The organism is Treponema sp. (assembly GCF_045657965.1).
Classification (GTDB): Bacteria; Spirochaetota; Spirochaetia; order Treponematales; family Treponemataceae; genus Treponema_D.
On record NZ_JAZOUG010000226.1, the window covers coordinates 1 to 14,554 of the forward strand.

Below are 14,554 nucleotides of genomic sequence, written 5' to 3' on the forward strand. Positions count from 1 at the left end.
TATTCCCATGAGCCGGTGGTGTAACCGGTAGCCTGACCAGTTCCTGAAGCTGCATATGCTGTACCTGGTTTTACATCTACACCGAATGGAACGGTTGCAGATGTGCCCGAAATTGCAGAAGAAGCATAAGCAAGTTTAACAGGATCACGACCGCCTGTTTCTGTAGCATTATAGTAAGCAATGTACGGAACATGGTCTTTAACCTTAATTTGTGTCCAGTTACCTACAGCAGATGCCTGATCGATTGTAACACTCTGTAAAGAAGTACTGTCATAAGATGGCAGATACATGTAAACAAGGTTAGAATCATAACTGTCGAATGCTGCAATGTGTACTGCATCTCCATCGAGAGTCATTGAAACATAAGTACCGATATTTTCAGGGAATTCAACAGTTGAAGTTGTCCATGCTACAGCAGATGTTGGTGAAGTTCCGTCTACAGCATTTGTTGAATACAGAAGTTTTAAGATATTGTCATCACTGTCAAAATAAACAATAATTACATGTCCGTCATCAGTAACTCCCATATCAAAGTTCTTGGTACCTGTTGAAGTTACAGAGAGACGACCGGTATTATAAGTATCATTATTATATCTTGCATATTGATTTCCATTCCTATAATAATTCCAATAACCACTATTCTGGGAATTTTCTGCAAAATTTATTTTTTGTGCATATGTGTATCCATCTTTTGCAGTACCCTGTGAATCAAGATTTCGTGCAGTACCGGAAACTGTATTTCCCAACTGGAAATTTCTGAATAACAATTCACCTGTGGCTGCATCAAAATATGTCATGTAAACTTTTGCAGTACCAGTTCGTGAATTACCATCCATAATCAACTTTGGATTTTGGTATCTTCCTGATTCGTATGAACCATCCGAATAACTGCATGTTTCAAGAACAATTGCATTATTTCCAGTTTCATAAGCATAATTTCCTGGATATTGATTATATCCTGTACCAGGTCCCCATCCATAACCATAATTTGATGTTTGTATTTCATTATATCTGTCATAATATAATGCAAAGCCGGCACTTTCATAATCATAAACAGTTGCCTGAAGGAATCGACCAGCTGAATCCATTGCCATTCCCATCTGGTTTGTATTTAACTGTTTTACAAGATATTCAATATATACTTCATCGCCATCTTCATCAAATTCAGCTCGTTGAGCCTGGGCATTTGCATATCGATAAGTACCTGCACCAGTACCAGCTGCAGTACCAGCTGCTGAATTTTTACCTCCAGAATTATCAACATACCCAAATACAGGATTATTGCCGTTCATAATCATAACCGGATAATATCCGTTCTTAACTCCCGTATTCTTCATATCAAAGAACCTTAAGTACCTGTCATCTGTAAGCATTACGTTCTTTGTGGTGTAGAAGTCGGCTTCATTTACGCGGTTCGGCATGTTCCTGTAGTCTTCTACGCTTTCTGTTCTTGTAAAGCTTCCGTGGGCGTCATTTGAGTTAATGTTATTGAGTGCGCGCACTGTCTTTGAGAAGAGCTCAAGATAGCCGGACTTTGTAATGCCTGAATTTGTAATTACGGCAGTTGATGTATCACTTGCTGTAATTGTGAGCGAAGTTCCGCCGGCTGTTGACGTAATTGCGGTTGCGGCTGAAGTTGAAGCGTCTGCAATTTTTGCAACAAGAGCCCCTGTATTAAAGTTAAAGCCTGTTACGGTAATTGTATTATCACTGTTGTTTGCAAGAATACTGTACTTACCGCTTGCTGAACGGATGTTGTTGTCTTTAAGACCGCTCGCCTTTCTTACGGTTGTCTTAATTCCTGTAATATAAGGCACAACGTCCATCTGGTAGCTTGGAACGTGTGTTGTTCCGTCTGTTACTATGTAAGCTCCGTCTGTTGTGTCAGGTGCACTTGCGGCTGCTCCTGTTGAAGCGGTTCCGGCCTTATCTGTTGCAGTTACTGTGAGTTTAATGTTCTGTTCTGCAACATTTGGAATCTGGGCTGTATCAATGCTGATTGTCCAGTAAATCTTGTGTCCGCCCTGGCTCATATACGCTGTATCTTCATACCAGCGTGAAGCATCTGTTGCTGCCGTGCTGATTGTCCATTCATAGCTTCCCGTTGAAGAAACTGCGGCTCCTGAGTTTCCGCTTAATGCACTCCATCCGCCGTTTGCAAGATATGTTTCGCTCGTTGAAGTTGAATCGTAAGTTCCCATTGCAATATCTGCAAAACCTGTAAGGGCTGTACCTGAAGAATTTGCAAGCGTGAACTTAAGTTTTTTAAGCGAGTGCTCATCATAAGCAGTTCCTGTGAATGTAATCTTTCCTGAAACTTTAGGGTCACTTCCGTAAAGAGTTGCCGCTGCAGTTCCTGTTAAGTCACCTTCAAGTTCAATGTGTCCGTTTGAAGCTGAATTTCCATAAATTGAGTTCTTGGAAGCGCTTTCCCAGTAGAACGGATTTACTACAACACGAGGAGGGACTGAGTCTACAAGGTCAATTGTAAAGTCATTTACTAAGAGTACACAGTTCTGAGAAGTTGACCCCTGTACAAGTTCATCTGTTGAATCCCAGAAGGTAAATGAAGCTTTTTTACCTGTACCGTCGTTTGCTTCCGTTACGGCTGCAACAATCTGTGCGTTTGTAAGGGTGTAGCCGTAGAGAGATGTAGATTTTGTGGCCTTGTTATAAGAAACACTGCCGATTTTCTGTGAAGATACAAGTGAAGCAAGAGTGTTATCTGGCGCAGCAGTAACACCGGCTCCTGTTCCGCTTGAAGGTACTGCTGCAGTCGTTGAAGCACCACGTCCGTAAACCATCATAAGCGGTTTTTCTTCAGTAATATTTCCACCTACAATTTCTGCAATTACGGCAAGCTTGTCTTTAATCTTGAATGCACTTCCATAAGAGGCTGTAGAAATTTCCTGTGAAGCCTTTACTTCTGTGGTTTCAATTCCATAAGTGGTGTTTGCATCATAAAGATTGTATGCTTCAAATTCACCGGCTGTCCACGTTCCGCTTGAATCCAAATCTGTTCCTAAGAATACTTTTGCAAGACGAGGAGCTGAGTTTTCTACCTTAACAGGATAAGTTTTTCCACTTACGTTTCCAGCCTTATCGAATGCAAGAACAACAAGCGCACAAGGACCGTCAGGGATGTTGTAAGAGTGAATTGTTGCATCCCAGCTGTAGCCGACAGATTTAGAGCCGGTTAAAGTTTCAGGCATCAAGTCACCGTCATCAGAAGAGTTTTTGAATGTGAACGGATTTGCGCTCTGGCTGTCTACGCTTTCTGTTGCTGTATTATCAACAATCTGTGCATAAGGGAAGTATGCTGTTGCAGTTGTGTCTGAGGTAACGCCTGTACTTGTGTTGAATGTTACAGCACCGGAAGTTGAATTAATATCTGTGATTTTTCTTAAAAGACCGCCGATTTCAATAAGGCCGCCTTTTCTGATATGAGCATTACCGGTAACATCTGCTGCTGTTGACGGTGTAAATGTGTAGCCGTCTGCATTCATCGTTCCTGATACAGCCTTTGAGTAAAGATAGAATGTATCATCTCCCTGAGTAAACGGACGTGCGGTAAGATTTCCGTCAATTGCAGCCTTTGCGTCTGCTGTTCCAGTAGTAACCAGCGGGTCAAGGACAGATTCTGTTGTATAAGTTGTTCCGTCAATTGCTTTTGCGCGGACAAAATAGAAGGCAAGCCGTTCAAATCCGGAAGCAGTTTCTTCTACAACCCCGCCGAGAGTATACATATAGTTAGAATCAGTTACAGTATTTGAAACATCACTCAAAACATTAGAACTGTCTTCCAGAAGTGATGAACCCTTATAGACATAATTAATTTCCGGAGCATCGTTATCGATATTAAGAGAATATGTTCTTGAGATAGTATGGTCAGAATCTTTTACAATTACCGTGTATTCAACAGAAGATGATGATTTATCAACAGGTATAAAGAGATACTGAGTAACTTTTGAATCTTCTGTGCCCTGTGTGGAAGCAAAATAGTCTGTACCGGAAGAAAGGACCGTTGTACCTCCGTTAAGATTTTTTGTTACAGAGAATGATTTTAATTCACTTTCATCCTGAAGTTTTACTGTTAAGAACCAGTCTCCCTTAAGATAAACGTCACTTCCGCCATATTCCTGACTTGAAGTTATATTACTTGATGCAAGAACTGTAGCTGCTGCAACACTGTTAGTTTGCGGAGCAGATTCAAACTGATACAGATAGCCTTTCTGACCCGGAGCGGTGTTATCAATATTAATATAGTACCAGTCTGTCCAGGTTCCGGCTTTTCCTTCTGCGTTTACTGCACAGGCACGGATTGCAATGTAAGTAAGTTCGTCAGCAGCCGGATTCATTTCTCCGTTTTCATTGATTGTAATATTCCATGAACCTGTTTTATCTGCCTTAATTCCCCAGTCAAATTCATCTGCAAGTGTAAGAGTTTTTCCTACACTACTTTGAACCTGAGCTTTTGTCATTACAGTAAGACCGTGAGAAGAAGCCCATGCCGAAGTTTTTGTGTAAGTTCCGCTGTTTGCAAGGTTGTTCGTTCCGTTTATAACCTGCAGATAAACTGAATTAACTGTCGTTGTATTTGAAGGAATAATAGAACTTCCTGTAATGCGGATTGCACCTCCAAGTGTTACCCATGCAACCTTGTTTCCGTCAATATCAGTTCCATAATTAGATGCATTTGGATAAGAAATTTCTGTCTTTGGTCTGTCTGCATTCGGATTGTGCAGGATTTTTTTATTTCTATCAATCGTAACATTACCCAAACTGTCTGTTGTTTTTATATAGAATGGCAGTGTGTAAATTTCATTGGCAACCGTTGTTGTATAAGTTGAATTATCACACAAGTCAAGTTTTTCTGCTTTTACAGTAAATGCCCAGACATTTACTGTCTTATCATCGTCAAGAGTATCATTCCAAATTGAGTTCCCTTCCCCGTCAACAGCTGAAGCAAGATTTGCATCGCTCATAGCTGCCTGAGCAAGAGTTGGAATAAGCCATGCTGTTGTAAGAGTTCCTGCATTTCCTGCGTCTGTAGAAGTTCCTGCAAAGGTAATATCACCGGTCAGTTCTTCATTTGAAGAAGGAGTTGTAATAGTTACGGCAGGTCCTGAATTATCAACATTAAAGATTGAAGAACTTGTTCCTAAAAGCCCTGACTTATCAAAAACTTCTATTGTGCCTGAAACTGAACCTGTTTCTATTCCAGAAAGGTCAAGATAGTCTGTTGTCCAGACTGCTGTTGTTGTACCAGTAACAGTGCCGCTTTGACTAAAGCCTTCTTCTTCATATACTGTTCCTGATGCAATCTTAAGCTCTTCTGCTGAACCGTCTGAAGCCTTTTTATAATTCAAGGTTAAGCGGATGCCGTCAATTCCATTGGCATCGTAGCCGGTTACTGTCATCTTAATGTATTTTTTGTTCACACCGCCAACACAGAGACTTGTTCCAGGTGCTGCGGCTGTTCCGTTTTCTGTTTTTGATGAATCATAAGCCTGAATCTGAGTATTCTGGATAGTTGGTGCCGTAGCGTCACTCTTATAAGAAAGGGCTGTACTTGAATCAACGGCAGTGCTCGTCTTAAACTGGAAATAAGGCTGCTCATAATTATAATCAGCTTCGCTTACAGTTATAGTTTTTGCCGTATAGAATACAGTGTCTGCATTATCAATTATATAGAAATAAACAGTTTTTTCGCCGTCTGCTGTATCTGCCGGAGTAAATGTGAATTCACCGGTAGCAGCATTAAATGTCGTTATTCCCGTTGCGCCGTCTGCTGAAGTAATCGGGCTTGATGAAGCAATAAATGTCTTAACGGCACTGGAACTTGTAGAGTCATCATCACTTACAGTTCCCTCGATTTTTGCTTTCTCACCATATTTCAAAATGTAAACAGGATCAGAATCTGTACCGGAATTTGTAAGATTCGTGACTTTTACTGTCGGACGGTCAGAATCCATATCAACTGTGTATTTGAAATAGTTGATTCCTTCTGTATATTTGAATGAAGAAGTTGCAAGGTCGTAAACATTGTTGTTTCCCGCTCCGTCAGTTACGACAGGAATAAAATAAAGTATAGCTGTTGTCGGAGCAGAAGCTACTTCTGTCAAATCATAAGTATCAATATCTGTAAATGACCAGCTGTAAATTTTTGAAACATCAGTGATTTCAGAAACTTCTTTGAATTTAGTTGTGTCGGTAAAATCTCCGTCTGGAACAGCTGTTGAAGCATAAAGTACAAGTTTTACAGGGCTAGAGCCCTCTGAAGTGACTTTTCCAGTAAGCTCCATTTTTCCGTTTATTTTTGTCTCTGTCGAAGGAGTTGAAATGCTGACTTCAGGAGATTCCTTATCAAATGAAAGGGTAAACAGAGTTGAAGAACTTGAATTTCCGGCCGCATCTGTAACTGTACCGTTTACATTGTAAGTTTCCCCCTGAGTAAGAGAACTTATTTTTGAAGCAGGAATTATTGCAGCCCAGGTATATTTTCCATTTGAATCTGTTGTGCGGTTTCCATCTTCATCATAAATTACGGCTGTGGCTGTTGTTTCTGACTCTCCGCTGAAAGCAAGAGTAATTTTTGAGACGCCTGAATTTTCTGAAGCCGGTAAATCAGAATAAGTTCCATTTACAGTGATTGCAGATACGCCGTTTGTATACTGCTGTCCGCTTTCTGAGCAGACTAAAATCGGACTTTCCGTATCTACATTGAGAAAAACATTATTATATTTAATGTAGCTTCCAGTATCTGTTTTTACAGTTACCGCATCTTTACTTACATTTCCTACATTATCAACAGCAACAAGCGCAATGTAATTCTTCCCGACCTGTAGTCCTGAGATTGTCGTGTTAAAGTTACTATCAATCAATGCCCAGTACTTTGTTTTGCCGTCTACAGTAACACTGCCTCCTTTTTCAACTTTAGTCTGGGCACCCGGATCATCATCTCCGTCTGAAACTTCACCGATTACACCTTCATCATTTCCATCAATTCCAGTGTAGAATACACGTTTTGTTTCAACTTCAGAAAGAGGTGCAAAATATCCGTCTTTTTTAGTTTCATAATTATCAAAGAAGTCTGTGATTTGTGAATCTTCCGGTTCAGTTTTAAAGAGCTTGTAGTAAATCATCTTTACGCCTGAACCTTCGTCCAGGAAGTTACCGCGGATTCTGATTGTAGTCGAATTTCCGAATGTATTTCCGGAGTATTTACTGCCTGCATTCTTATCGTAAGCATCGTTCCAGAGTTCATTATCTGAATCAATGTCATCGTTGTCTGCTTCGCCGATTCTGAAATAAACATCTTTTCCTTTTCCGTCTTCTGCATGAAGTGCTTTTGGCGGTGTAATATCAAATTTGAGAGTAACCGGTGTGCTTACTCCAATATTTCCAGCAGAATCTTTAGAATACATGTAAAGGTTTGCCCCGTAATAACCTGAATCAACACTTTCTGCATGAACTGTAAAGCTCCACTTGTTAACGCCGGAAAGATTTTCAGAAGTATACGAAGCTGACGATTCTTCTGTATCTGCTGCTGTAAGGGCAACAAGTTTAATCCAGTTTGTACAGGCTTTGGCAGTGGAAAGGTTATCTGTTACAAGACCTGTCACGGTAAAGTCATTTTTCGGATTAATCCAGTAAGAAGAACCTGATTCAGAAGACGGCGAAACAGCAGAAAGTTCCGGAACCGGATTCTGAGTGTCCAGAGTAAAGGTACGTGAAAAGCTTCCGGTTGCGCCGTTGTCAGCGGCAAGGGTAAGACTTACTTCATAATCACCGGTTCCAATTACACTGGTGAATTCAGAAGCAATGCCTGCGGTTGTAAAGCGCCAGTAATATGTAATTGAAGAAGATGAATCATTTGTCGTGTAACAGTAAGATGATGCAAAATCACCTGAATAATCAGGAGCCGCAGCTACTTTTTCGACATTAATATTTCCGCTGTGAGTAGTTTTATTTAAAGAATTACCTGAATCAGTAACTGTTAATGAGTATGAAAGAGAATTAACAACAGCAGACGAAGAAATTGTACCTGCAACATAAAGCAGTTCATCAAGACTTGAAACATTTCCTGTGAAAGCTTCGCCGCTTACAACAGAATTGAGTTTTTTACCTTCAGTTGCCTTGATTACAGGTGCACTTGTAGAAACAGCACCGCAGAATCCGTAGCCGGCTGTGTTTACGCTGACAAGTTCTTTGCCAGAAATATCAGTTCCGGTAACAAAGAACTGATAATTATGACCTGCTTCAAAATCACTGACAGAAAGCTGTTTTGAAAGAGAAGACACATTAGTTTCAGTTGAAGCATATGTATAAATGCCTGAAACATCGATTCCCCATTCTGAAGCTTCATTTTTAACATCTTCATTCCATGTCCACAAAAGCGTAAAGTATCCTGCATCATAATTTTCTTTTGTAAACATATCTTTTGAAACAGCACCGCTGTATTTTGTTTTATCGATGCGGTAAATGCTTACTGTGCTTGTTTTGATATTCTTGTGGTCTGCACCTACAGTCAAAGATACAGGAACCGGAGCACCTTCATAAACTCTTTTGTAGCCTTCTTCAGAATAAGTATCAGTATCTTCTGCTGCTTCAGCTACAGAAACGCACTCATAACCGCCGGCGGTATAAAGCGGATTATTCATCGGATTTACATTAAAAGTCAGATAAACAGGTCCTGCAGAAACATCATCATTTGCTGTATCCGAAATTACAGGAGTTTCTGATGTATCTGTAGAAACACTTTTCGATATTTCCAAAATAGAATCAATTGTAGAAGCGTATTGTGTAAAATCAGACGAAGTTTTATTTAAATAAGCTCCCAAATCAGCCGGCGAGAAAGAACCGACAGTTTCATCATCACCACTGATTAAATTCTGCATGCTTGTTATTCCACGATAGAAGGTTGTTGTTTTATTTCCTTCTCCCGTTCCGGAATCTTCTGAATTCAGATAAATTTTTGCTCCGTCATAAGCAGTAACTGTAAAATAGATTTTAACATCACTGATTGAACTGCCTGATTCATAAGCGGAAATATTATCACTTCCAAGCAGAGAAGCATAATTATTGTAGATTTGAGAATATGCCTGTCTGTCACTCGAATTTGAATAATAATGTGCAATTGTCAGAGGACTTGAATCGCTCAGGCTCGTAATATTTGAAAATGAAGAATCACCAATTGCATTTCCCGTCGAATCATAAAAACTTACTTTAAGTGTAGAAATTTTATTGCATAAATCATAAAAAGAACCTGTCAACTGTATGATTTGACCAAAACTTTCCGGAGAAGCAGAAGAACCTGATGTTGCAGGCTTTGTAAGAACAAGAACAGGCGCTGAGTTATCAATAGAAAAAGCACGGGCTGCCGTTCCTGAATGATGACCGGCATCGTCACGGGCAGTAACCTGAATTTCATAATCACCGTCACAGAATTTCCAGCCGTTATAGGCAGCATATTTTTCGCTGTCATATTCATTCAAAAGCACAGACCATTTTCCGTTTGAACCGACAGAAGCAGTTGTTGAATCAACGAGAATATTATCACTTCCATCGGCTGTTTTATAAACCTCAACAGAAACGGAGCTTACTAATTTATCATCAGACCAGACACCTGCAAGCAGGAATTTACCCTTAATTATGGCAAGTGAAGGAGGATATGTAATAGAAAGCATTGGTGCTTCTGTATCGACAGAAGAGCCTAAACCGGCATCTTCACCACAACCTGTAAAGCACACAGACAGGATAACACTTAAAAAAGCCAGACTTAATCCTTTCATAAATTTTGTAATCATTTTTGTATTCATATTTGTCCTCCAGGAACTTTTTTCAGTATCAGTTTACGAGATTATCCTTAATTGAGTTTAAAATTTGATAAGAAAAATAAGAATATTCATATTCATATCGGCTGTTCTTAAGTCCAAATTTACATTAACTTTTTGATATTCAGAGATTTTCTTTCTGATTTTTTTACAGCATATAAAGAAAATTTATTTTACTTAAAAGAAAAATTATGATACAATTTTCTGTTGTCTATCGTTCAGCTAGGTTTCGGCAGGAGGATAAAAGTGGAATCAATGAACCAGCGCAGACTTAGTGACATAAGCTTCCTCATTGACAGCGAACTTAATGTCAAAGATGCAAACCGTTCTTTTTTGCGCCTCGTCCAGAAAACTGATTTCAATTTAAACATCTCCTACATGCTCGAAGAATCCGATACCCGAAATCTTAAATTCTTCCTTTCAAATTTTGATGACAAATTAACAAAACACAGCTTTTTAGCAAACATAAAGCCTTTCGAAAATTCTATTTCCTGTATTTTCACAATCACAAAAGAAAACGGCCTTTTCCGCGTCGTTATCGAAGAACTTTCCTATTCGCGCCAGCTTTTAAACAAGGCTTTACTTGAAAGCCGTGAATTTACTGCCCTTCTCCAGAATTTTGATGCCTATTATTTCACTTACGACGGCAAAAAATATATTCTCAAAAATACAAAAGATTTAATTACTGTTTTTGATGGTCAGAAGGCTGCCTTCAAAGAATATTTAATTCATACCTTCAAAATAAATCTTCATAACGCCGACACAGCAGCTCAGCTTGACTCTATGTTTGCAAATATCGAAGAATTCAAATCAAACAAATATTACAATTTCTTACAGACAGACAAAAAAATTTTCACGATACACACTTTAAAAACCAGCACGCGCGACAATTCTTTAATCGTCGGTTCAATCAGCCTGCATAAAGCAAAAGAACCTTTAATGAACACTCATTCTGAAAGCAGGGACGGTCTTACAGGTCTTTACAATAAAAAAGCCATTACAGAAATGGCTATCAAAAAAATCAACGAAGAAAAAACTCCCTGCACACTGATTATTCTTGATGCCGACAAATTTAAAGAATGTAATGATTCTTACGGCCATATTTTTGGTGACAGAGTTCTCGTTACAATCGCAAGCTGTATCACTGATGCAATTAAAGGCAAAGGTGTTGCCGGCAGAATCGGTGGTGATGAATTTTTAATTATTCTCGATCTTGTCGAAGAAGATGATATCCGTAATGTTACCCGTAATATCCGTACAGGAATTCAATGGAATATCACAAATGTTGAACCTGGCAGTATTGTAACCTGCTCAATGGGTATTGCCCGCTTTCCTCTTCATGCACAGAATTACAACGATCTTTTTGAACTTGCCGATAAATCTCTCTATATTGCAAAATACCGCGGCCGGAACTGTTACATTATTTACAAGCCTGAAATTCACGACAAAATCATCGTCGAAAACAAACAGGTTGACAACAGAGTATCTTCCGGAAAATTCTTTGCGGACAGTGTTGATTCAGAATTACAGATTCTTAATGAATTAGATAATCTTAACAAAGACGATTCTAAATCTGTTCTCAAAGTTTTAAATCTTGTCTGCTCTTACCTTCAGATTTCAAAAATTACAGTCTACGACAAAAATTTAAAACTAAAATATATTGCCGGCAAAGATAAAAACGACATCCGCAAAGATTATCTTGCAGAAGGAGCAGATTACTTTCACTTCTTCAACGAATATAATTTTCTGCATCTTGATAATACAAATATTCTCAGCTCTGTTGACGGTAAATTTTATGAAATGTACCGGAATTCAGACATTTCAACTACTCTCGAAGCTTTATTTAAAACAAAATCAGGCAAACCTAAAATGCTGATTTGTTATGATTTATATAAACCAGCCCGCTCATTTAAAAAAGATAAAATCACATTCGCTCTCCTTATAGCTAGAAAATTATCAGAAATTCTGTAAAATATATCAGTCGCTTTTGCGATTTTTATGGAGTAAATCATGAAAGTTTTAGTAATTGGAAGTGGTGGCCGCGAACATACAATTGCATGGCGTCTGGCTGAGTCAAAACTTGTAAACGAAGTTATCTGTGTTCCTGGTAACGGCGGAACTGCACATGAAGCAAAGTGCCGAAATATCGACCCGAAAGAAAATCCAGCTCTGGCAAATTTGTCTCTTAATGATGCAGCCTGTACAATTGCAAAATCAGAAAAAGTAGAATTTGCTGTTGTTGGACCTGAAGATCCTCTTGCAGAAGGAATTGCAGACGCTCTCTGGAATGCAGGCATTCCAGCAGTCGGTCCAAAAGCAAAAGGTGCTGCCCTCGAAGCTTCAAAAGATTTATCAAAAATTTTCATGCAGAAATATGGTGTTGCCTGTGCTGATTCTCAGACTTTCACAGATAAGCAGGAAGCACTTGCTTATGTACGCCAGAAAGGTGCTCCTATCGTTATCAAAGCAGACGGTCTTGCAGCAGGCAAAGGTGTTGTAGTAGCAAAAACTCTTGAAGAAGCCGAAAATGCTGTCGAAGAACTTACTGCAAATCTTGGCGAAGCAGGCAAAAAACTTGTTATCGAAGAATATTTACAGGGTGTAGAAATTTCAGTTCTTGCTGCAGTCAGTGTAACAGAAGAAAGCGCTGCAAACGGTAAAGCCTGTATTAAAGCTTTCCTTCCAGCGCGTGATCATAAACGCCTTATGGACGGAGCTAAAGGTCCGAATACAGGCGGAATGGGTGCAGTCTGTCCTCTCAGCGATGTTACAGACGAAACAATGGCTCTCTTTGAAAAAAATATTCTTCAGCCGACCCTAAAAGGTTTAATTTCCGAAAAAATGGATTACCGCGGCTTTATTTTCTTTGGTCTTATGCTTACAAAAGAAGGACCAAAAGCTCTTGAATACAATGTACGCCTTGGTGATCCGGAAACTCAGGCTGTTCTGCCGATGATGGATTTTGATTTTGCAGAACTCTGCCAGTCTATTATGAACGGCTCTCTGGATTCATTTGAAATGAAATGGAAAACAGGTTTCCAGGTTGCTCCTGTTGCTGTTTCCGGCGGTTATCCGCACAAATATGCAAAAGGCAAAGCAATTTCCTTCGATAATTCAAAAATTGAAAATGCAGGCGCAAAAATATTTATTGCAGGCGCAATAAACGACCGCAGAGCTAAAACCCCTGTGCTGATTACAAACGGAGGCCGCGTTCTGGCATGTTCTGCACATGGTTCAACTTTTGATGAAGCATGGAAAAAAGCTTACGAAGCAATGGAAGGCGTAAAATTCGATGCTATGTTCTTCAGAAAAGACATCGGATTACCTGGAGCTGCCGAAAGTAACTAAAGCAAATTGACATCTCTTCTCAAAGGCTTTTACAAAACCCTTTTCTCTATAGCAGTTCCAATAATTCTTCAGAATCTGCTCCAGACTTTCGTAAACATGATGGATACTATCATGGTCGGTCGTCTTGGAGCAACGGAAATTGCGGCTGTCGGGCTTGGAAACCAGATTTATTTTATGCTGGCGATGGTTGTATTCGGGGTCAGTTCAGGAAGTTCTATTTTTATTTCGCAGTTCTGGGGTGCACAGGATTTACGGGGTATCAGAAAAACTTTCGGAATTATGCTGGCTGCCTGCACGACTGTTTCTCTTGTGTTTATGTCACTTGCACTTACTGTTCCGGAAAAACTTCTCGGTCTTTATTCAAATGACGAAAATGTTATCCGTGAAGGCGTACGTTATTTAAAAGCCGTTGCTTTCAGTTATCCGGTAATGACCGTTTCCTTTACCTGTCAGATGGCTTTCAGAAGCACTGAACGGGTTGTTCTGCCAATGGTCACAACGGCAGTTTCCTTTGTACTGAATGTCATTTTTAATTCACTTTTGATTTTCGGCTGTCCTGCTCTGGGAATTCCAAAATTTGGAGTTGCAGGTGCTGCCATTGCAACAGTAATTGCCCGCACAGCCGAAATGATTATAACAATCACCTGGAGCCGTGCAAAAAAATATGAAGCTGTTTCAAATCTGCGCGAACTTTTGAGCTTTGAACGTGTATTTGTACTTAAACTGATTAAAGTTGCAGCTCCTGTCCTTCTTTCAGAAACTCTCTGGGGACTGGGTATCACTACCCAGAATTCGATATTTTCTCATGCAGGGACAGAATCTTTTGCAGCTTTCAGTATTATGAATACAGTAAGTCAGCTTACCTGGGTCTTTTTTATCGGTATGGGCAGTGCTTCTTCAGTAATACTCGGAAAGAAAATCGGTGCCGGTGAAGAAGAAGCTGCACGTGCATACACAAACCGTTTCTGCTGGTTTTTACCGCTTATGGGAGCAGTAATCGGTCTTTTTTTATTCCCTATTTCCCGGATTCTGCCGCATATTTTTAATGTTTCACCGCAAATAATTACAATCACACAATCCATGCTTTATGTTCTCATGTGCATGTATCCTTCACGGGCATTTAATATGCTGATTATTGTTGGTGTATGCCGGTCAGGAGGCGACACAGTCTTTGCTTCGGTAATAGACAATGTGTGGATGTGGGCACTTGCAATTCCACTTGGATTTACAGCAACTTTTTTATGGAACAGCCCTGCATGGCTTATCTTAATCTGCCTTGAAAGCGAGCAGATGCTTAAAACCGTATGCGGTATCTTGCGTGTAAGAAGCGGAAAGTGGCTTCATAATGTCACAAAATAGCTGTCAGTTCA

General features: G+C 39.7%; 4 protein-coding genes. 3 read left to right on the forward strand and 1 reads right to left on the reverse strand.

Annotation, left to right across the window (positions count from 1 at the left end):
- Positions 1-9,821: hypothetical protein (locus ACKI5B_RS08290; RefSeq protein WP_407427666.1), on the reverse strand; the 9,821-nt coding region annotated here is incomplete at its 3' end.
- A 270-nt stretch (positions 9,822-10,091) separates the two neighbouring features.
- Here ACKI5B_RS08290 and ACKI5B_RS08295 point away from each other — a divergent pair.
- From ACKI5B_RS08295 to ACKI5B_RS08305, 3 genes are read left to right on the forward strand one after another with little or no spacing between them, the layout of a single operon-like run.
- Entirely contained in the window at positions 10,092-11,807 is a 1,716-nt protein-coding gene (locus tag ACKI5B_RS08295) for a GGDEF domain-containing protein (protein ID WP_407427726.1), read from the forward strand.
- A 39-nt stretch (positions 11,808-11,846) separates the two neighbouring features.
- The gene (purD, locus tag ACKI5B_RS08300) at positions 11,847-13,184 is read left to right on the forward strand and encodes a phosphoribosylamine--glycine ligase (RefSeq protein WP_407427668.1); all 1,338 of its coding nucleotides are present in this window, start codon (positions 11,847-11,849) and stop codon (positions 13,182-13,184) included.
- Positions 13,185-13,190: 6 nt separating this feature from the next.
- On the forward strand, positions 13,191-14,543 hold the full coding sequence (locus ACKI5B_RS08305) for an MATE family efflux transporter (protein WP_407427670.1): 1,353 nt from the start codon (positions 13,191-13,193) through the stop codon (positions 14,541-14,543).
- Positions 14,544-14,554 lie beyond the last annotated feature (11 nt).